This window comes from Stenotrophomonas sp. ATs4, assembly GCF_051861585.1.
Taxonomy (GTDB): domain Bacteria; phylum Pseudomonadota; class Gammaproteobacteria; order Xanthomonadales; family Xanthomonadaceae; genus Stenotrophomonas; species Stenotrophomonas maltophilia_AS.
On the sequence record NZ_JBLYPK010000002.1, the window covers coordinates 374,223 to 395,201 of the forward strand.

16 protein-coding genes are annotated in these 20,979 nt (G+C 67.4%); 8 read left to right on the plus strand and 8 right to left on the minus strand.

Annotation, left to right across the window (positions count from 1 at the left end):
- Window positions 1–54 precede the first annotated feature (54 nt).
- Complete coding sequence (locus ABR323_RS04830) at window positions 55–435, minus strand: VOC family protein (protein WP_135274091.1); 381 nt, start codon at window positions 433–435, stop codon at window positions 55–57.
- Between the two features lie 152 nt (window positions 436–587).
- On the opposite strand from ABR323_RS04830, the gene ABR323_RS04835 reads away from it, so the two are divergent.
- The 3 genes from ABR323_RS04835 (at window position 588) to ABR323_RS04845 (ending at window position 5,065) form a co-directional block, all read left to right on the plus strand.
- The gene (locus tag ABR323_RS04835) at window positions 588–1,106 is read left to right on the plus strand and encodes a sigma-70 family RNA polymerase sigma factor (protein ID WP_439448447.1); all 519 of its coding nucleotides are present in this window, start codon (window positions 588–590) and stop codon (window positions 1,104–1,106) included.
- The gene (locus ABR323_RS04840) at window positions 1,103–2,047 is read left to right on the plus strand and encodes a FecR family protein (RefSeq protein ID WP_439448448.1); all 945 of its coding nucleotides are present in this window, start codon (window positions 1,103–1,105) and stop codon (window positions 2,045–2,047) included. The genes ABR323_RS04835 and ABR323_RS04840 overlap by 4 nt, the downstream gene beginning before the upstream one ends.
- 69 nt (window positions 2,048–2,116) lie before the next feature.
- Window positions 2,117–5,065 carry a TonB-dependent receptor domain-containing protein gene (locus ABR323_RS04845; RefSeq protein WP_439448449.1) on the plus strand — a complete coding sequence of 983 codons (2,949 nt, stop codon included), beginning with the start codon at window positions 2,117–2,119 and terminating at the stop codon, window positions 5,063–5,065.
- A 142-nt stretch (window positions 5,066–5,207) separates the two neighbouring features.
- Here ABR323_RS04845 and ABR323_RS04850 read toward each other — a convergent pair whose 3' ends face one another.
- Both ABR323_RS04850 and ABR323_RS04855 read right to left on the minus strand, forming a co-directional pair.
- A complete protein-coding gene (locus ABR323_RS04850) occupies window positions 5,208–5,531 on the minus strand; it encodes a DMT family transporter (RefSeq protein WP_057500478.1) in 324 nt (107 codons plus the stop codon).
- A complete protein-coding gene (locus ABR323_RS04855) occupies window positions 5,531–5,884 on the minus strand; it encodes an SMR family transporter (RefSeq protein ID WP_010485170.1) in 354 nt (117 codons plus the stop codon). Before ABR323_RS04855 ends, ABR323_RS04850 begins: the two co-directional genes overlap by 1 nt.
- 158 nt (window positions 5,885–6,042) lie before the next feature.
- Here ABR323_RS04855 and ABR323_RS04860 point away from each other — a divergent pair, with 158 nt between their 5' ends.
- Complete coding sequence (locus ABR323_RS04860) at window positions 6,043–6,894, plus strand: LysR family transcriptional regulator (protein WP_439448450.1); 852 nt, start codon at window positions 6,043–6,045, stop codon at window positions 6,892–6,894.
- A gap of 72 nt (window positions 6,895–6,966) precedes the next feature.
- Here ABR323_RS04860 and ABR323_RS04865 read toward each other — a convergent pair whose 3' ends face one another.
- The gene (locus ABR323_RS04865; RefSeq protein ID WP_439448451.1) at window positions 6,967–7,887 is read right to left on the minus strand and encodes a M14 family metallopeptidase; all 921 of its coding nucleotides are present in this window, start codon (window positions 7,885–7,887) and stop codon (window positions 6,967–6,969) included.
- A 131-nt stretch (window positions 7,888–8,018) separates the two neighbouring features.
- Between ABR323_RS04865 and ABR323_RS04870 the strand changes: the two genes are divergently transcribed.
- The 3 genes from ABR323_RS04870 (at window position 8,019) to ABR323_RS04880 (ending at window position 12,782) form a co-directional block, all read left to right on the plus strand.
- Window positions 8,019–10,100, plus strand: coding sequence for a TonB-dependent receptor family protein (locus ABR323_RS04870; protein ID WP_439448452.1), 2,082 nt, complete (start codon window positions 8,019–8,021; stop codon window positions 10,098–10,100).
- Between the two features lie 62 nt (window positions 10,101–10,162).
- A complete protein-coding gene (locus tag ABR323_RS04875; protein ID WP_439448453.1) occupies window positions 10,163–11,935 on the plus strand; it encodes a chloride channel protein in 1,773 nt (590 codons plus the stop codon).
- A gap of 130 nt (window positions 11,936–12,065) precedes the next feature.
- The gene (locus tag ABR323_RS04880; protein WP_024957423.1) at window positions 12,066–12,782 is read left to right on the plus strand and encodes an MgtC/SapB family protein; all 717 of its coding nucleotides are present in this window, start codon (window positions 12,066–12,068) and stop codon (window positions 12,780–12,782) included.
- 73 nt (window positions 12,783–12,855) lie between these two features.
- Here the strand turns inward: ABR323_RS04880 and ABR323_RS04885 are convergent, their stop codons facing one another.
- Window positions 12,856–13,263: a MerR family transcriptional regulator gene (locus tag ABR323_RS04885; RefSeq protein WP_439448454.1), complete on the minus strand. Its 408-nt coding sequence runs from the start codon at window positions 13,261–13,263 to the stop codon at window positions 12,856–12,858.
- 63 nt (window positions 13,264–13,326) lie between these two features.
- Between ABR323_RS04885 and ABR323_RS04890 the strand changes: the two genes are divergently transcribed.
- Window positions 13,327–14,154 (plus strand): class I SAM-dependent methyltransferase, encoded by an 828-nt coding sequence (locus tag ABR323_RS04890; RefSeq protein WP_439448455.1) that lies wholly within the window; start codon window positions 13,327–13,329, stop codon window positions 14,152–14,154.
- An 85-nt stretch (window positions 14,155–14,239) separates the two neighbouring features.
- Here ABR323_RS04890 and ABR323_RS04895 read toward each other — a convergent pair whose 3' ends face one another.
- From ABR323_RS04895 to ABR323_RS04905, 3 genes are all read right to left on the minus strand, one after another.
- On the minus strand, window positions 14,240–14,503 hold the full coding sequence (locus ABR323_RS04895) for a DUF6959 family protein (RefSeq protein ID WP_006450485.1): 264 nt from the start codon (window positions 14,501–14,503) through the stop codon (window positions 14,240–14,242).
- Window positions 14,504–14,647: 144 nt separating this feature from the next.
- The gene (locus tag ABR323_RS04900; RefSeq protein ID WP_439448456.1) at window positions 14,648–15,484 is read right to left on the minus strand and encodes an OmpA family protein; all 837 of its coding nucleotides are present in this window, start codon (window positions 15,482–15,484) and stop codon (window positions 14,648–14,650) included.
- A 61-nt stretch (window positions 15,485–15,545) separates the two neighbouring features.
- On the minus strand, window positions 15,546–20,912 hold the full coding sequence (locus ABR323_RS04905; protein ID WP_439448457.1) for an ESPR-type extended signal peptide-containing protein: 5,367 nt from the start codon (window positions 20,910–20,912) through the stop codon (window positions 15,546–15,548).
- Window positions 20,913–20,979 lie beyond the last annotated feature (67 nt).

Here is a 20,979-nt window from a genome sequence, read left to right on the forward strand (position 1 = left end):
GACCGGCAACGGCGCGTGCGCTACGTGCCACGCGGCCGCGCGCGTACTGTCCAATTACGACATCACATGCACCGCGCACAGTTTGTTGCCGTCCGGGTCGCGCAGGTAAGCCAGGAACAACTGGCGCCCGGCCATGTTGCGGATGCCAGCCGGTTCTTCGATGGCGGTGCCGCCTTGGGCCACGCCCGCGTCCTGCCAGCCACGCACGGCCTCGGCACTGTCGAGGGTGAAGCCGATGGTGCCGCCGTTGGCGTGGCATGCCGGCTGACCGTCGATCGGCGCGGTGACGATGAACATGCGGCCATCCTTGAAGTACACCAGACGGCCCTTGTCATCGAAGACGCCCGGACGTGCGCCCAGGGCACCGAACAGTGCATCGTAGAACCGATGTGCGACATCCATGTCGTTCGTTCCAACGGTGATGTGGCTGAACATGCGGGCACTCCTTGTGGGAAAGAACGCAGTGTCGGCGAGCGCCGCAGGCATCGCAAATCCGTCACCCGTGACCGCTGCCACCTGCGCAGGATTTGTCGTGCACCGCCCGATCACTCTATAATGGGAATCATTCTCATTAATGATCCATGCCGATGGCCGTGCCCGCCACCTCCAGCGCCGCGCTGGCGGGGTTCTACCTCGAACACCATGGCTGGCTGCTGGGCTGGCTGCGCCGCCGCACCCACAACGCCGACTGCGCCGCCGACCTGACCCAGGACACCTTCCTGCGCCTGCTCAGCCGTCGCGTCGACCCGGCCGAACTGCGCCTGCCGCGCGCCTATCTCAGCACCATCGCGCACGCCCTGCTGGTCAACCACTGGCAGCGCGCGGACCTGGAACGCGCCTATCTGGCCGCGCTGGCCGCACAACCGGAGCCGGTGCATCCCTCCGCGGAGGAGCGCACACAGGCGTTGCAGCTGCTGCATGCCATTGCTGACATGTTGTCCGGCCTGGCCGAGCGGCCACGGCGTGCCTTCCTGCTGGCCCGCTTGTCCGGACTGGGCTATGCGGAGATCGGCCAACAGCTGGGCGTGTCCGAGCGCATGGTCAAGAAGTACATGGCGCAGGCGATGCTGCACTGCCTGCGCCTGTCCGGCGACGCGGCGGCATGAGTGTGGCATTGGCCAGCCCGGCGCTGGAACAGGCAGCCGAATGGTTCGCGCTGCGCCAGCAGGGATGGAACGACAGCGACCGGCAGCGCTGGCACGCCTGGTTGCAGGCCGATGCCGGGCATGCCGATGCATGGCACCGGGTCGAGTCGGTCTGGCAATCCTTCGCCCCTCTGTCTGCACCGGCAGCAGCAATGGCGCTCGATGCCGCCGGCCGTCGCCGCCGCCGCGCGCTTCGCGGTCTTGGCGGCGCTCTCGGCGTCGGCGCGGTCTCCCTGCTCGGCCTGCACGGGCTGCGCGAACAACGCGGCCTGCAGACGCAGCGCACCGCTGCCGGTCACACCGGGCATTGGACATTGGCCGATGGCAGCCAACTCTGGCTCAACGCCGACAGCGAAGTGACCGTCGACATCGGCAACGGCCACCGCGCCCTGCATCTGCTGCGCGGCGAACTGCTGCTGAAGACCGGCCACCACCCCGCATTCACCGGGCTGCCCCTGACCGTGCATGTACCCGGCGCGCGCCTGCAACCGATCGGCACCCGCTTCGCGGTCGGGCGCGAAGCGCAGGACAGCCGATTGGACGTGTTCGAGGGCGTGGTGCGCTGCCTGCCGATGTTCGGTAGACCGCTGGATGTGTCTGCGGGAGGCGCGCTGCAGATTGGACCGTTGGGGGGCCTCACAACGGCTGCTGCCGACCCTCTGCGCGGCGACTGGCAGGACGGGCGCCTGCAGGTACAGGACACGCAGCTGATCCGGGTGATCGACGAACTGGCCCGCCACCATCGTGGCTATCTGGGCTGTGATCCGGCACTGTCCGCATTGAATGTCACCGCGGTATTGCCGCGGCTGGACAGCCTGCAGGCCCTGAAACTGCTGGCGCGCGCCCTGCCGATCCGCATCGAGCAACGCTGGCCATGGTGGACCGTTGTGCGTCCGGTTTGAAATGGCGGTTCCCTTTCTGCGCGCTCGGCGGGCACTACAAGGGAACCCATTGCGGATGTTGCCGCCCCCATGAAACTACCCTGCCCTTCCCCTCGCCCGCTGGCCATCGCGCTGTGCCTGGCCCTGGCCACGCCGTGCCTGTTGCCGGCCGCCGCCCATGCACAGGATGCTGCCGCTGCCGTTCGCTGGCAGATCCCGGCCGGACCGCTCGACCAGGCCTTGACCACATTCGGCCAGCAGTCGGGCCTGTCCATCGCTGCCGATGCGCGTCTGACCCGCGGCCGCCACAGCGGTGGCGTGCAGGCCTCGCTCAACACCGAGGCCGCGCTGGCGCAGCTGCTCGCCGGCACCGGCCTGTCGTTCCAGCGTGATGCCAGCGGCGTGGTGCTGCAGGCCGCCCCCGCCACCGATGCCGGCGTGCGCCAGATCGGCACCCTGCGTGTAGCCGGCCAGGCCAGCGAAGGTGCGTCGCCGTGGGGCCTGGCCGATGCCGATGCCGTTTACCGCGACAGCGGCTCGCGCGTGCATCTGGACCACCAGCAGCTGGAACGCTTCCGCGGCCAGTCGATTGGCGATGTGCTGGCCGGCGCAGTCGGCGTGCACACCGGAGACGTACGCAATGGTGGCGCGCTGGACGTCAACATCCGCGGCCTGCAGGGCCAGAACCGGGTGCCGGTGATCATCGATGGTGGCCAACAGGCCATCGATGTCTATCGCGGCTATGCCGGCGTACAGCAACGCAGCTACCTGGACCCGGACCTGATCAGCGCGATCAGCATCGAGAAGGGGCCGAGCCTGGCCGCCAATGCCGCCAGCGCGATCGGTGGCGTGGTCTACATGGAAACGCTGAAGGCCGATGACATCCTCGACGACGGCCAGGACTGGGGCCTGCGCGTGCGCGGCGGCGTGGCCGACAACAGCATCGACCGCACCCGTACGTTCAAGCAGATCGCACGTGGCAGCGACAACCGCAACAGCCTGCGCGACCCGCGCGACTGGAACGGCAGCGTGGCTTTCGCCCAGCGCGGCGAGGACTGGCAGCTGGTCGCGGCCTATGCACGACGACGCCAGGGCAACTACTTCGCCGGCAGCAACGGCGCGCATCGCTACGACGACCAGCATCTGTCCAGCGGCGGCACCGGCATGTCCAGCCAGGCCGTTTCCAAGCTGTACCACCCGGGCGATGAAGTCCTGAACACCCATACCGACAACGAATCGGCACTGCTGAAATTCACCTGGACGCCCAACCCGGACCAGCGCCTGGAGCTGAGCCACCGCTACTTCAATTCGAGTTTCGGTGAAATCATGCCGTCGGCGATCGGTCGCGTGGGCGAGTCCAACGAATGGGTGACCTACGTGGACAAGGCCAACACCATGTTCCAGTTCGAGCCGGGCAAGATGCGGGTCAACGCCACCTCGCTGCGCCATCGTTACCGCCCCGAGGCGCACCCGTGGCTGGACCTGAGCAGCACGCTGTGGTTCACCACCGCCACCAGCCGCATGTTCAACAGCAACATCGCCAACACACCGCTGTTCAAGGACGTGCCCAACGACCAGATGCCCGACACGCTGGGTGAGACCTACGGCCCCGGCCTGCAGTCGGACGTAAAGACCCAGCGCTGGGGTGTGGACAGCAGCAACACCACCCGCTTCAGCAATGGCCTGGGCGACTGGACGCTGCGCTATGGCGCGTCCTTCCAGCACGAAGACACCGCACCAAACTCGCCGGTATTGCCGGTGGACTACAACAACAACCGTTACCTGCGCTCGGGCACGCGCCGCGAGGCCAGCGTCGTCGCCTCGCTGCAGTGGCAGCCGTGGGACTGGCTGTCGCTGACCGCAGGCGGCCGCTTCATCGACTACCGCACCCGCGACCGCAACCGTGTGGCCTTCGTCAGCGAATCGCGCGACCTGCGCTACACCTTCGCGCGCCTGAGCAAGGGTGGCCAGCTGCTGCCGGGCTGGTACAAGGAGTGGTACCCGGATGCACAGGGCAACTACACGTACGACTCGCTGCGCGCTACGCCCTATGGCGACAGCACGCTGGGCCAGACCTACGACTTCGACGGCTTCATCCGTGACCCGCGCGGTGCCAACGGCTTCTACACCAAGCAGATTCCCACCGCCTGGGGCTACAAGCCGGCGATCCGTCGCTCGGGCCACGGCTTTGCGCCCTATGCAGAAGCGCGCTTCAACCTCGACGCGGACATGTTCTTCTACGTGAAGTACGCGCAGGGCTGGAAGATGCCCAGCCTGTTCGAATCGACACTGGGCAACAGCACCTCGGCACCGGTGGCCGACCTGAAGCCCGAGAAGAACCGCTCCTGGGACATCGGCTTCAGCCTGCTCAAGCAGGACCTGTGGCGTGAGGGTGATCGCCTGGCATTCAAGGTCGCCTGGTTCAAGAACGATATCGACAACGCCATCACCCGTCGCTTCGATTCCAGCAACTGGGCGTTCTACGTCGACAACGTCGACAACTACACGGTGTCCGGCTACGAGCTGCAGTCCGGTTATGACGCCGGCATCGCCTACCTGGACCTGTCGGCCAGCTACTACCAGCGCGCGCGCACCTGCGATGCAGCCACCGCCAAGCGCATGCGCGAAGACCCGTATGCGAAGTGGAGCAAGCTGGACACCACGCCGGACTGCGTGGATGGCGGCTTCGGCACCTCGTTCGTCAACGCGCAGAACCCACCGAAGTACTCGATCCACAGCACGCTGGGTTTCCGCCTGTTCGACAAGCGACTGGATACCGGCATCCGCCGCACCTACAACAGCGGCCCCACCCACGAACTGGACAAGCCCTGGAACACCACCGGCTCGACCGGCCTGCAGAACATCTACCTGCCGACCGCGATCTATGACTTCTATGCGCGCTGGCAATTCACCCCGCGCAGCGAGGTTGAACTGGTGGTCAGCAACCTGCGCAACACCTACTACATGGACACGCTGGCAATGAGCCTGATGCCGGGCCCGGGCCGCACCACGCGGCTGAACTTCACCGCACGTTTCTAAGCCCTGCGGATGCGGCAGCGCCCCGGAGAAATCCTCCCCGGGGCGCTTGCTTGCGGCGGCTCACGCTCTGGCAGGTGCCAACCCTGGTTGGCACAGCGACTGAGCACTGGTAGGTGCCAACCTTGGTTGGCACAGCGAAGCGTTACTTCGCAGTACTCAGCAGCAGCACCGCAACAGTGACCAGACCGATGCCGACCCAGCCGATCGGGCGCAGGCGGTTGCCGAACAGCAGGCGGCCGCAGGTGGCGGTACCAATCACGCCGATCGCTCCCCACATTGCATAGGCGGTGGCCAGATCCATGTAACGCACGGCCTGGCCCAGCAGGGCGAAGGCGATCCAGACCAGGACAATCGCACCGACGCCCCAGCGCCAGCGGCGGAAGCCTTCCGACTTGGCGACCATCATGTTGGCGGCGACATCGATCAGTGCCGAACAGATCACGAAAAACAGTGCCAGGGTGTTCATCAGTGCGCCTCCCCGAGGGTGACGCAGACGATGCCGACCACTGCCAGCACCAGGCCGGCCAGCTGCTGCAGCGACAGGCTTTCACCGAAGACGGTGAGGCCGACCACGGTCAGCAGGGTCAGGCCCAGCCCTTCCCACACGGCGTAGGCCACGCCCACGGCAATGCGGCGCACCGACTGCGCCAGGAAGAAGTAGGACAGCGCCAGCGCGCCGGCCATGATCAGATACCCGGTCCAGCCACCATCACGGGCGGCATGGGCCATGAACGAGGTGCCGACCACTTCGGCGACGATCGCCACGGTCAGGCAGGCCCAGGCGACCAGCGCGCCACGGGCGGGAACAGTACGGGACATGTGAAGCTCCTTGCAGGACGGGGACCGCGCCGCCTCATCAATAGATCCACGCCGTGCGTGGGGTCCGGAACGCCCCGCAGACAGGGGCGACGGCGATCAGTATCATCGTCTTTTACGGTGGGATCAAAATGGATTCCATCGACAGGAGCGATGGATCAATGCCCTACTCCCCTGAATCCCTGCAGGCCTTCGTGGAAGCTGCGGCGCTGGGCTCGTTCTCGGCCGCCGCGCGACGCCTGCGCAAGACCCAATCAACGGTCAGTACCGCCATCGCCCATCTGGAGGCCGACCTGGGTGTGACCTTGTTCGACCGCAGCGGCCGCTACCCGCAGCTGACCGAGGCCGGGCGACAGGTACTGGGCCACGCGCAGGAGATCCTTGCCGCCGATGCCCGCCTGCAGCAGCTGAGCGTGCGCCTGGCCGCCCCGGTCGAAGCGCGGCTGACCGTGGTGTTTTCCGATGTCTACCAGCTCGATCCGGAGCAGCGGATCCTGCAGCGCTTCGCCGAGGCGTTCCCGGAGATCGAACTGGAATGGCTGGATGCCGAGGGCGAGGACGTGCTGGAACTGGTCGGCAATGGCCGCGCCGCGCTGGGCCTGCTGCCACGGCAGGAGCGCTATCCGGATGCACTTGTGGCGCGACCGCTGGCCCACCACAGCGAGCTGTCGGTGTACGTGGCGCGCGAACATCCGCTGGCCAACGCCGGGCGTCGCGCCGCCGCGCAACTGGCGCGGCATCGGCAGGTGCGCCTGAGCGCGGAAGTCGATCAATCCCGCGTGGTCACCGGCCTGGCCTGGACCGCCACCGACTATCTGATGGTGATGGAGATGGCCGAGGACGGCATCGGCTGGGCCGAACTGCCGCGTGCACTGGTGCAGCGCTACGACCGTGGGCGACTGGTGGAACTGGTGCTGCCCGGCTGGCCGCGGCGCATCCACAGCGACCTGCTGTGGCGCCGCGACACGCCACCAGGACCGGCCGCACTGTGGTGGGCCGACGCGCTGGGGTGAACCGAAAAAGGGGACGGAGGGGATTAAGTCGTTTGTGGCACAAACGACTTAATCCCCTCCGTCCCCTTTTCATCAACGATGGGCGAGCGCGTAATCCAGCGCCGAGCACACCGCTGCCACCTGTGCATCGTTGCACTGCTGCGGGGTCGCACGTGGGCTGTCCGGGTAGACCTCGGTGGTGGTGGTGTACTTCGCACCGGTAATGCCGGCACACAGGCCCAGCTTCACCAGCGGGTACTCGATCACGCCATGCGCCACCACCGCCGAACCGATGATCTCGCCCTTGTCGTCAGCCGGCGCGATGTGGGTGACCTTCTCCACCGCAGCGATCACCGCCTGCTGGAACGCCGCCTGCGGGGCCTCGCTGTCGTCCACCAGATAGAAGCCGTCGGGAATCAGGCCCGGCTCGAACGGCTTGCCGTCGCGCGCGGCCAGCGCCGGGCGGAATTCGCTTTCATCGCTGTCGGTGGTCTCGTGCAGGTCGATGTGCAGCACGAACTGACCCTTGATCGGTGCGATCAGTTCGATCAACGCGGTCGACTCGCGGGCCGGGCCGTCGGCGCGGAAGTTCCGGTTCGGATCGATCGCATCGAAATTCCAGCGGTTGATACGCTCGAAGCCCCACGGATTCACGCACGGCGCCACCAGCAGGTTGGCCTTGCCGGCATAGTCGGCGGCGTGCTTTTCGAGGAACTCCAGCGCGCCCATCACGCCGCTGGTCTCATAACCGTGCACGCCACCGGTGACCAGGGCAGCCGGCAGCGCCGGGTTCCAGTCGCGGCTGCGCAGGGCGAACAGGGTGTAGGTCTCGCCAGCGTAGTCGAGCTGGCCATAGGCCACCTTGTCGAAGCGCGAAGCCAGCGCCTCGATGCGCGGCAGCACCTCCTCGTCATAGCGACGCAGGCGCTGCTGGCGGCCACGCCACGCCTCCCGTTCCGCCGCTCCCCACGGCTGGCCAGGGGTTCCGACGGGGTAGAAAGCGGCTTGGGACATGGCGGATCTCAGCGAGTCAGGAAGCAATCGGACACTTTATCACCGGGGCATCGGCATGAACCCGGGATGCATTCCAATAGCGAATGGAATCAGCAATAATTCTCATTTACGACCTTCCACAGCCCGCACCGATGCCCATCCACGCCCTGCAACCGGTCCACCTGCCCCTGGCCACCGCCCTCGCCCTGTGCCTGCTCCCGGCCACCTGCGCCTTCGCCCAGGACGGCGCCACCACGCTGGACAGCATCCAGGTTTCCGGCAGCTGGCTGGGCACCGGCCTGCATGACAGCGTCAAGAGCTTTGCCGGTGCACGCACGGTGGTCGACCGCCAGCGCATCGAAGCCAGCGGCGCGGCCAGCATCGGCGATGCCATGCGCCGCATCCCCGGCGTGCAGGTCACCGACAACTCCGGCACGGCCGGCAGCTCGGTCTCGCTGAACATCGGCGTGCGCGGCCTGACCGGGCGCTACTCGCCGCGCTCGACCGTGCTGCTGGACGGCGTGCCGCTGGCGGTGGCGCCGTATGGCCAGCCACAGCTTTCGTTCGCACCGACCAGTCTGTCCAACATCGAATCGATCGACGTGGTACGCGGCGGCGGCGCGGTGCGCTACGGCCCGCAGAACGTGGGCGGCATCATCAACTTCAGCACCCGCGCCATTCCCACCGGCGCCGGCCTGCACGGCGAAGCCGGCGTGCGCTACACCGCCTACGACCACGGCGGCGGCGACAGCACCCAGTACAACGCTTTCCTCGGCGGCACCGGCGACAACGGACTGGGCGCGGCCCTGCTGTACTCCGGCCAGGACGGGCGCGGCTGGCGCCAAGGCAGCGATGACCGCTTCAACGACCTTGCACTGAAGTTCGCCTATGCCATCGACGAGCAGCAGGAGCTGCGCGCGAAACTGTCGTACTACGATGTGCGCTCGCTGACCCCGGGCGGCCTGACCCGCGCCCAGTACGAGGCCGATCCGTTCCAGAACACCCGACCGACCGATTTCTGGAAGGGCCACCGCACCGGCATCGATCTGGGCTACACCAACACGCTGTCGGCCAACAGTGAGTTCGAGGTGCTGGCCTATTACAACGAAAGCAGCCGAGCCAGCTCGCTGATCAATGCCGCCAATACCCAGCTGACCGTGCAGCCGCGCGACTACCGCGTGCTCGGCATCGAGCCGCGCTACACCCAGCGCCTGCACTGGGGCGCCAGCGTGCACGACATCACCGCCGGCTACCGTTTCCTGCGCGAACGTGGCAACGACCGCAGCTACACCGTCACCCGCCGCACCGGCGTGGCCAGCGCCACCAACCGCTTCAACAACGCCACCGACGCCCATGCGTTCTACATCGACGACCGCATCGCCGTCGGCCAGTGGCGGATCACCCCCGGCGTGCGCATGGAGTGGATCGACATGGACCGCCGCCAGGCCGGCGGCACGGCGACCTTCAGCAGCCGCAACGACAAGGCCCTGCCCTCGCTCAACATCGCCTACCTGCTGACCCCGCAGCTGACCGTGTTCGGCAACTACACCACCTCGTTCGGGCCGGTGCAGAACATCCAGCTCAATTCGCAGACCGCCAGCAACCCGCTGAACCCGGAAATCGCCAAGACCACCGAACTCGGTGCGCGCTGGCAGGACGGTGTACTGCGCGCGGAAGTGACCGTGTTCAAGATGCGCTTCGACAACCAGATCCTGCAGGTGCCGGGCATCACCCCGCCGACCTTCCAGAACATCGGCGCCACCGACCACAAGGGCGTGGAGAGCGCGCTGGAGTACCGCTTCGCCGAGGACAGCGCATTGACCGGGCTGGAGCTGTACGCCAACTACACCTGGACCAAGGCGATCCAGCAGTCCGGCGACAACCGCGGTCTGGACGTGCCGTTCTATTCACGCGACACCGACAGTATCGGCGCCCGCTACGCGCTGGCCGGCTGGACCCTCAATGTCTCCAGCACCCACCAGAGCGGCCAGTTCTCCGATGCCGCCAACACCTGGGAAGAAACCGCCGATGCGCGCGTGGGCCGCGTGCCGGGCGTGCGCCTGTGGAATGCACAGGTGGCCTGGCAGGTGCCGGGCCTGGGTGACAGCGAAATCACGCTGGGCGTGAACAACCTGGCCGACAAGCGCTGGTACACCCGCAACGTCGATGGCAACGCCGGCCGCATGGTGGCCGCGCCGCGCACCTTCTACCTGCAGGGTCGTTACCGCTTCTGACGCGGTAATCGCCCGATGCAGTGACGGTGGCGATCACGGTGGCGGCGTATCATGCCGCCACCATGTCACCGTCTGCTTTGCCATCGCGCCTGCATCTGGCCTTCCAGGGCCTGCGCCTGCGACTGCGCGGCAGCGACCTCTGGTTCATCGCACTTGCGCTGCTGGTCGGCCTGATCGCCGGCTACCTGACCCTGCTGCAGTCCGGCATCGCACGCTGGCTGCAGGGCGCCCTGTACGGGCTGGATGAAGGCATGCGCCTCAGCTCCCTGCCCTCGCTGACCTGGACTGCGCTGCTGGTGCTGCCACTGGGTGGCCTGCTGGTCGGGCTGGTCAGCCTGGCCGCGACCCGGCTCAAGCGCCCCCTGCTTGATGCGGTGGAAGCCAATGCCCTGCATGGCGGCCGCATGTCGATGCGCGACAACCTGATCGTGCTGACCCAGACCCTGCTGTCCAATGGCTGCGGCGCCTCGGTCGGACTTGAGGCTTCGTACACCCAGATGGGCGCCGGCAGCGGTTCGCAGCTGGGCCGGGTGATGCGCCTGCGCCGCAACGACGTGCGCATCCTGGTCGGCGCCGGCGCCGCCGGTGCCATCGCCGCCGCCTTCGGTGCGCCCCTGGCCGGTGCGTTCTACGCCTTCGAGATCGTCATCGGCGCCTACACCCCGGCCGCACTGGCGCCGGTGGCCGTGGCCGCGTTGGCCGGCGCGTTCGTGGCCGACCAGGCCGGGATCGAGGCCTACCTGCTGCCCGCCGCCTCGACGATTGATGTCCGCGCCGCCGACTACGCCATCTACGGCCTGCTCGGCTGCTGCTGCGCGATGGTCGGCATTGCGGTGATGCGGCTGATCGCCTCGATCGAGGGCACGGTCAAGCGCAGCCCGCTGCCGCTGTGGGGACGGCCGGTGGTCGGCGGCCTGCTGCTGATTCCACTGGCCCTGGCCAGCCCGCAGGTGCTGTCGTCCGGCCATGGCGCCCTGCACCTGGACCTGACCACGCACCTGCCACTGATCTGGATCGGCGGCCTGCTGACCCTGAAGTGCCTGGCCTCGGGCATCTCGTTGGGCTTCGGCTTCCGTGGCGGCCTGTTCTTCGCCTCGCTGTTCATGGGCACCCTGGTCGGCGCGTTGTTCGCCGGGCTGCTGGCCATGGCCACCGGCGTGCCGGTGATCGACGCCACCTCCGCCGCGCTGGCCGGCATGGCGGCGCTGGCCGCAGCGGTGGTCGGCGCGCCGATGACCATGGCCATGCTGGTGCTGGAAGGCACCCACGACTTCCTGCTGACCAGCGTGGTGATGAGCGCGGTGCTGGTGTCCAGCACGCTGGTACGGCAGTGGTTCGGCTATTCGTTCTCGACCTGGCGCATGCACCTGCGCGGCGAGACCATCAAGAGTGCCCGCGACGTGGGCTGGGTGCAGAACCTCAACGCCGGCCGGCTGATGCGCAAGGGCGTGGCCACCGCCCCGGCCGATCTCGATGCCGCTGCGTTCCGCCAGCGCTTCCCGCTGGGCTCGGGCAGCCGGGTGATCCTGATCGACAGCGAAGGCCACTACGCCGGCATCGTGCAGATTCCGCGCGTCTACGGCGACGGCGTGAAGCCGGAGACCACGATCGGCGAGCTGGCCGAGAACCGGGACGTATCGCTGTCGCCAGCCGCGGACGTGGTCAGCGTGATGCAGCGCTTCGACCAGACCCAGGCCGACGAACTGGCCGTGGTCGCCGCCGACGGCCAGGTACTGGGCGTGGTTTCCGAAGCCTTCGTACGCAAGCGCTACGCCGAGGAACTGGACAAACGCCAGCGCGAACTGATGGGCGAGCGCGTCGAGGACGCCGACTGACCCCGCAAAAAGGGGACGGAGGGGATTAAGTCGTTTTTGGCACTTCCGGGTATCCACGCATGGCGTGGATCTACAACCCATCCACGCATGGCGTGGATCTACCGTCACATGGCCGGGGTAGACTCCGGCCATGCGCTTCATTGAAACCTTCCAGGCCGGCCCCTTCGCCGACACCGTGGTCAGCCTGCTGGCCGCCTTCGTGCTGGGCACGCTGATCGGCGCCGAGCGCCAGTACCGGCAACGCACGGCAGGCCTGCGCACCAACGTGCTGGTGGCCGTCGGCGCCGCCGCCTTCGTCGACCTGGGCATGCGCATCGCCGGCAGCGCCGAGGCGGTGCGGGTGATCTCGTACGTGGTCTCAGGCGTCGGCTTCCTCGGCGCCGGTGTGATCATGAAGGAAGGCATGAACGTGCGCGGCCTGAACACCGCCGCCACCCTGTGGTGCTCGGCGGCGGTGGGCAGCTGCACCGGCGCGGACATGCTGGCCGAGGGCGTGCTGCTGACCGTGCTCATCATCGCCGGCAACACCCTGCTGCGGCCGCTGGTGAATGCAATCAACCGTATTCCGATCAACGAAACCGCCACAGAAGCCACCTACGAGGTGCGCCTGAGCGTGGATGCCGAAGCCGTGCCGCGGGTGCGCGAGCGCCTGGTCGATGCGCTGGAAGCCGCGCAGTACCCGGTCGGTGATGTGCAGGTGGTCGAGCATGCCGACGCGCCCACCGACGTGATCGCGGTGCTGGTCAGTACCGCGGTCAGTGCCGACGAGCTGGACGTCGTGCTGGCACGGATGGAACACGTGCCTGGCGTGCTGCACGCCACCTGGGAAGTCAGTACCCGCGATTGATTCATCCACGCATGGCGTGGATCTACCGAGGTCGAGGTGCAGTAGATCCACGCCATGCGTGGATGCGCTTCTCTCACCCACCCGCCAGGCGCTGTTGTGCCCGCAGCAGCTTGCGGAATGAACCGCACTGCCGCGCATCCTGCGCTTCCGGGCAGGCCGCCGCACGCTGCAGATGCCGGCGCACCCGCTGCAGCTGGGTGATCTGCCGCTGCAGCACATCGGCCTGTGCCAGCAGCGCCTCACGGTCCAGCGAGATACATCCACGCTGCGGCGGCAGCGATGCCCCGATCTGCTGCAGTGACAGCCCGGCCGCCTGGCCGAGACCGATCAGTGCCAGCCGTTCCAGCACCTGCTCGTCGTACTGCCGTCGCAGGCCGCGGCGGCCCAGCGCCTGCAACAACCCCAACTGTTCGTAGTAACGCAGGGTCGAGGCCGGCACGCCACTGCGCTTGACCACCTCGCCGATATCCAGTTCACGCACGGGCTTGACCTCAAGTGACCTTCAAGCGCCAACCTATGGGCGACTTCCCCGCAAGGCAAGACCATGACCCGTAGATCCCCCGTTGATCAGAACACCCTGTGGAACGGCCCCGGCGGTCAGATCTGGGTTGCGCAGCAGGCCATCCTCGACGGCCTGTTCCAACCGATGGCCGACCTGCTGGTCGACGAGCTGCCCGGTACCGTCACGCAACTGCTGGATGTCGGCTGCGGTACCGGTGCCAGTCTGCTGGCATCTGCTGCGGCATGTCCGGCTGCGCACTGCACCGGCCTGGACATCTCCGCGCCGATGCTGGCACTGGCCCGTCAGCGCGCCGAAGCCGCGGGGCTGGATGCAGACTTCATCGTCGCCGACGCGCAGCAGCATCCGCTGCCCTCCGCACACTTCGACTGGATCCAGTCGCGGCTGGGAGTGATGTTCTTCGAAGATACCGAGGCCGCCTTCGCCAACCTGCACCGCGCCGCGCGACCGGGTGCCGGCCTGCGTTTCATCGCCTGGCGCAGCGCGGAGGAGAACCCGTTCATGACGACCGCCGAGCGCGCCATTGGCGATGAGCTGGACCTACCGCCACGTGCGCCAGGAGCACCCGGCCAGTTCGCCTTTGCCGATGGCCAGCGCGTGCAGCGCCTGCTGCAGGCCGCCGGCTGGAAGGATGTGGAGATGGTTGCGGTGGACCTGCCGTGCTCGATCGCCCGCGATGAGCTGCCGACCTATGTGGGACAGCTGGGCCCATTGGGTCTGGCGCTGCGGAACTTGCCTGAAGGCCGAGCCACCTTGCTCCGGAGCACGGCGCTAGCGGCATTCAACCCGTTCATCGAAGGCGACCGTGTGCGCATCGATGCCGCCTGCTGGCTGGTGCGCGCCCGCGCCTGATACAAAAAGGGGACGGAGGGGATTAAGTCGTTTCCGGCACAGCCGGGGCAAGAACGACTTAATCCCCTCCGTCCCCTTTTTTCCTCTACAGCGCCTCGCCGGCGTCGGCCAGACGCGATTCAATCAACGCATACCACTGCTGCAGCACGTCGATCAGCATGTCCAGTTCGGCGTCGGTACGCTGTGCGCGGCCACTGCGCAGGCAGGCCTGGGCTTCCTGCAGCTGGGCAAGGAAGCCGGCCACAGTGTCCGCCTGCAGGATCAATCCCGGCAGGCGCCGCCCGGGAATGCGCACCACGGCATGGTTGCCGAGCTGGCCGTACACACTCAGTGTGGTTTCCGTCTTCATGGAAAGAGGCAGGAATTGGGCGTTCATCGTGCACCGTATGAAAACCTGAGCCGCCGGCAGGCGTAGACAACGGGGGAGACGTGGCCACGTCCTGCCGGCGGTCAGGGGGACTCGGGATGCCGGGGCGGTGCCCCGGCGGGTTTCTCAGCGTGGCTGTGCCACACCTGCAATCTGCACACGGCGGTTTGGGGCCAGGCACGCGATCAGTTCACGGCGGTTGCGCTGCTCGCACTGCACGACCGGCTCCGCCGCGCCACGTCCTTCAGCACTGATGCTTGCCGCCGGCACGCCTCCCTGCACAAGCGCCATGCGCACCGCTTCGGCGCGTCGCTGCGACAGCGTCTGGTTGTAGCTGGCACTGCCAATGCGATCGGTATAACCGGTCACCCGGATCGACTGCACCTGGCTGGCTTCGCGCACCTGTGCCAGCACGCCTTGCACTGCATGCTGGCCCTCGGCGCTGAGCACTGCACTGTCGAACCCGAACAGCGCATCGGCGGACAGGCGCAGCGGCTGCTCCGGCAGCGGTGCCGGTGCTGGCGGCGCTGGCGGCCGCGGCGGTTCCAGCACCGCCGCGCACGATTCCGGCTTCCAGTAGCCACCCTGGGCGATGCCCTTGCTGTCGAAGCGCACCTGGAACTGGCAGGTGAAATACTCCGCGCCCTGCGCGGTGCGGAAGTTGAACAGGTAGTTCCATTCCCGCACACCCCACATGCCTTCGTTGAAGTGCGGCGTGCCCAGCAGCGTATACAGCTGCCGCTTGCTCATGCCGGGCGCGAAGCGGCGCAGGTCGGCAACGTCGGGATAGATACCTTCCTTCAGCGAGGCCTTCGAAGCGGCCGGGAACTGCACGGCGGTGGCTTCGGCAGGACCCTCGGCGGCCGGCGCATGGCTGCGGCAAGCGGCCAGCAGGCCCATCCCCAGGACCAGGCCCAACGTAGCGGCCAGCTGGCCGGCGCGGGCGATGCGATGCTGTTTCATGTCATTCCCCCTATGGACGTTTCCGCAATGCCGGGCCGCGCGTGCGGCCCGGCGGCGGCGATCACCACTGGATGCCGGCACCGACGGCCACACCGGCCTCGCCACGGCTGTTGGTCGAACCGCTGAACTTGTAGATCCAGCGCCCACCCTCTGAAACACCGGAGATACCGACCGCTACGCCCGACTCGCCGTTGTAGCTGCCGGCCGCGACCGAGGCCATGCTGCGGCCAGCCTCGCTGGGCTGCGGCAGGGCCGCAGTGGCCATCGCCGAAGCGATACCGGCCGAGGCGCGGTTGTCGGTCTTGCGCAGGTCGCGCTCGAAGCCGCCCATGCGCTCGTCGGTGTAGGCCTTGGACCAGTCCAGGGTCTGCGCCATGCCCGACTTCAACTGGTCGACGTTGACCGCGTCGGTACCGGCGGTGCCGGCGGCGACGTTGCGCACCGTGGTCGGGCCACTGTTGGTGCTGCCGAGTGTGACGCTGTTGTAGTTGGTCGCACCGTTGGTAGTGGTGTCGTAGCGGATCGTGCCCTGCTGCGAGGCCTGCAGCTGGCGCACGTTGACCGCATCGGTGGCCTGCGAACCGTCAGCCACGTTGACGACCTGGCGTTCGGCACCGCTGGCGCCGACCGAGACCGTATTGGCCCGGTTCGCCACCGAACCCGCACCCAGTGCCACCGAGTTGTCGGCCTGCGCCTGCGAGCCATTGCCCAGCGCGGTCGAATTGGCACCGGCGGCGGTGGAGCCTGCGCCACCGGCGGCCGAGTTGGCACCGCTGGCGGACGGGTCGGCCAGGTTGTTGGTGTTGTTGGCGCGGAAGCTGCCGGCCACGTTGGTGATGTTCTGGATCTTCTGGTCGGTGTACTTCTTCGACTCGTCGATGGCGTAGTTCACGCCGTTCTTCAGCTGGCCGACATTGGTCGCGTCATACGTGTCGGAACCATCTGCGACATGCGTGACCTTGCGCTCGCTGCCGGTACTGCCGACCGAGACCTCACCGGCCGAATTGCTGGCGCCGGTCTGGCCATACGCGCCGGTGTAGCCAGTCTGCGCACCAACACTGGCCACCGATCCGGCACCCAGGGCGACGCTGTTGCCGGCACTGGCGCTGGCACCATTGCCGACTGCCACGCTGTTCGCGCCGGCAGCGCTGGCCTGCGGCCCCACCGCCACCGCTTCCGCGCCAGCAGCCGTTGCAGCTGCTGCCGTCGAGTTCACCGCCAGGTAGGCACTGCCACCACCACCGTTGGTGATGCGCTGGTTGAGAACCTTCAGCGAGCCGTCCACCGCAGTGAAGGCGGCGGTGACATTGTTGTAGTCGCCGCTGGTGAAGGTGCCGTCGGTGGCGATGCTGGAGATGCTGAACTTCGGCGCGGTCCACACGTTGGTGGTGCCGTTGTAGGCGGTGGTGCCACCGAAGTAGTTGGCGATGGTGCTGTTCGTGCTGAACAGCTGGTCGCCGGTGATGGCATCACTGCTGCCGGCCAGGACGCTGCCGGCGGCGACGTTGGTGATCTTCACCGCACCGGTGCCGGTACCCGTCAACGTCACGCTGTTGAGCACGTTGCCACTGCCATCGACGTCATACTTCACGGCAAGCTTGTCGATCTCGCCGGTCTGGTCGGCGACATTGGCCAGCGAGTTGCTGACCGCGTCGAAGGCGGTACCGACGTCGTTGTAGCTGCCCTTGGTGACGGTGCCGTTGGCGGCGACGTTGTTGATCGAGTAGGTGGGTGCGGTCAGCACACCGCTGCCGTTGACCGCCGCGCCACCACCGAGATGCGTGGCCACGGCCTGGTTGGCGGCAAACAGCTGGGCGCCATTGATCGCCTCGCTGCTGGTGGCGCTGATCTGACCCGGGCCCAGGTTGCGCAGCGTGGTGGCGGTGCCGCTCTGGCCGAGGGTGGCACTGGCGTAGTTGACGCTGCCATCGCCGTTGAGGTCATAGCGCAGGGCGCCCTGTTCCGAGGCCTGCAGCTGGCCCACGTTGACCGCATCGGTCGCTGCGGTACCGGCCGCCAGGTTGGTGACCTGGCGCTCGGCACCCGCGGCACCGATGGACACGCTGTTGGCACGGTCAGCCAGGCTGCCGGCGCCAACCGCGATGCTGTTGGCGGCCGTTGCGCGGGCGTTGGTACCCACCGCGATCGAGTCGGCACCACTGGCCAGTGCCTCGGTACCGGTCGAGTTCACCCGCAGGTACTTGGTGCCGCCGTTGCGGATGTCGGTGATCTGCGTGTTGAGGTTGACCAGCGAACCGTCCACAGCAGCGAACGCATCGGTGGCGTTCTCATACAGACCCTTGGCGATGGCGCCGCCGGTGGAGATCGTGCTGATCTCGAACAGGGGTGCGGTGAAGGCACCGCTGGCCGGATCGAAGGCCGCGCGACCACCGAAGAAGCCGGCGATGGCAGCGTTGGTCGTGGACAGCTGGCCGCCATTGACCGCTTCCAGACTGCCGGCCGTGACCGCGCCGCCGGCCAGGTTGCCGATGGTGGTGGTGCCGGTGCCCGCCCCGAGCGTGACGCGGCGATAGTTCGGATTGCCGGCGCCGTCCAGGTCGTAGGTCACTGCGGCATCGGCCACACCGTTGATCAGGCTGATGGCGCCCTTCAACTGGGCCACGTTGACCGCATCGGTATTGACACTACCTGCGGCGACGTTGGTGATCTGGCGCTCGCCGCCACCGGCGGTACCCACCGACACTTCACCGGCAGAGACCTGCGGTGCAGTGAGGCCATAGGCGCTGTAGCTGGCCTGGGCACCGCGCAGCGCAGCCGAGCGGTAGCCCAGTGCGACCGAATTGGCCTGGTTCGACGTGGCCTCGGCACCGAGCAGGGTCTGCCCGTTGGCAGTGCCGACCGCGCTGTCACCGACGATCACCGAGTGGCCCATGCGTGCGGCATAGTCGGCAGTCGGGACACCGGTCGGATTACTCGGGTCATTGGTACCCGCACCCGGGAAGGCGACGTTGGCATCGACCTTCGGCAGTTCGTGGCGGGCATTGGCGCCGATCACTACCTCCTTCGAACCATTGGCGAAGGCACCGTCGCCCATCAGCACCTGGTAGTCCTGCGCCGCATTGACGGCCCAGCAGGAGATGTCAGCCAGGACGATGTCCAGGCACTTGGCGGCCCACGCCGGCGAGTCCTTCGGCAGCAGCAGCCCGAGCAGGCCGCCGGGATTGCCGTTGTTGATGTTGTAGATGTAGCTGTCGGAGGTGACACCGCCGATGAGGGTCAGGTGCGAGCTGCCGCCGGTAACGGCGCCGCCCAGGCCACTGAGGGTGCTGCCGACCGGCGACAGGTTGACCACCGGCAGGCCCAGCACATTGACCGTCGAGTAGGTCTGCATCACGTTGGCGTTGCTGAGCTTGAGGTTGCCGTTGCTCAGGTAGCCGTTGCCACCGAACAGGCTGGTGGTGGTCGGACCGATCAGTTGGCCGACATTGCCGACCAGGCCACCGGTGCCGATGATCAGGCCTGCATTCGGGTCGGCCGGAGCCGGCGCCTTCGGGCTGGTCGGCGGGATCGCCGAGGGTTTGGTCAGGCCGAGGCCGTTGAGCGTGCCGCCTACCAGGCCACCGACGGCAGTGCCGAGATTGCCGATGGTGCCGTTGAGATTGCCATTGAGCAGGTTGCCGACGGCGCCGCCGACATTGCCAAGCGTGTCGCCCAGCAGGCCGCCCAGGCCGCCGGTGCTGCCGCCCGTAGCGCCATTGAGCACACCGCCGACGGTGCTGCCCACTGCAGCCACCGTATTGTTGAGCGTACCGCCGACCGCACTGCCGACCGAGCCGACCGTGCCGTTGAGTGCGCCACCCACGGTGCCACCGACTGCGCCAACCGTGCCGACCGCGCCATTGAGTGCACCACCCACGGTGCCGCCGACTGCGCCAACGGTGCTGCCCACTGCACCCACCGTATTGTTGAGCGTACCGCCGACTGCACTGCCGACCGAACCGACCGTGCCATTGAGCGCACCACCCACGGTGCCGCCGACTGCACCGACGGTGCCAACCGCACCGTTGAGTGCGCCACCGACAGTGCTTCCGACCGAACCGACCGTGCCGTTGAGCGCACCACCCACGGTGCCGCCGACTGCACCAACCGTGCCAACCGCACCGTTGAGTGCGCCACCGACTGCACTGCCGACCGAACCGACCGTGCCGTTGAGCGCACCACCCACGGTGCCGCCGACTGCACCAACCGTGCCAACCGCACCGTTGAGTGCGCCGCCGACGGTGCTGCCTACCGAACCGACCGTGCCATTGAGTGCACCGCCCACGGTGCCGCCGACTGCACCGACGGTCCCAACCGCACCATTGAGCGCGCCGCCGACGGTGCTGCCGACCGCTCCGACCGCGCCGTGCAATGCGCCGCCAACTGCACCCACCGTGTTGCCTGCGCTGCCATCGAGCACGCCACCCACGGTGCTGCCTGCCGCGCCGACGACACCGCCGACAAGGCCACCGACACCCAGCGCGCTGTTCTGCGCTGCCACGGTTGCTTGGCCGGCCAGTTTCAGATTGCGGTCGGCCACGACTTCCTGGCCATCCGGCGCTTGCACGCGCACCTTACCGGCAACACCGGTATCGAAGGCTGCGGTGATTGCGCGATCATGAGTCTCGCCAGGCAGCTCCTCCTTGGCCGGCAGCGCGACCGCCGCCGTCGCCTTGACCTGTCCCTGACCCTCGATCTGGTGGCCCGCCAGCTTCAGCTTCGAATCCACCTTGCCGTCAACCGAAGCGTTCAGGCCAGACAGCGCGCCAGCGGATGCACCAGCAACAGCGGCCGCAGCCTTGGCACCGGTCTCGATCGAAGCCACCTGTGCACCAGCGACGCCAACGTTGGCTTTCGCCCTTGCATCAGCCGCCACACCGAGCGGCGAATGAGCAGACGGTGCAACCTGTGCCGCCAGCGATGCGTCAACCTTCGCCACATTGGACGCCGCATGGCCCAACCCGACATTGGCGCGGACATCGGCAGCCAACGCCGGAACCGCGACCTGCTTCGGCGCGGCATTCGCCGCCAGCTTGACCTCTACGGTGGCTGGCAGCACATCGCGCACGATCGGCAGCGCGTTCGTGCTCAGCTGCAGGCCGACACGTGCATCGGCACTGATTGCCGTGGTGCTCTGCGCCTGACGCGTTGCGGCGGCCAGTGCCACCTCAGCGTCGACCTTGACCGGCATCGGCTGCGCGTACTTCGCGGCCAGTGCCTGCAGGTCACGCAGCGATTGATTGGATTCGGACGCTCCTGCATGTCCGCTGGCCAGCACGCACAGCAGGGCCAGGGCCAGTGCGGTCGGCATCAGCAGGACGCTGCGCGGATCGCGGGCAGCGCCGCCGCTGTCGCCGGTGGCCAGTTCCGAGGCCACAACCAGAGCATTGAGCTGGCGGTTCCATACACGCCGGTAGATGCGGTTCATGAGCATTTCCCCCGTAGGCGAACAACTGGAATGTCAGTGGACTTGCCGTTAGGCAGGTGACTGACAT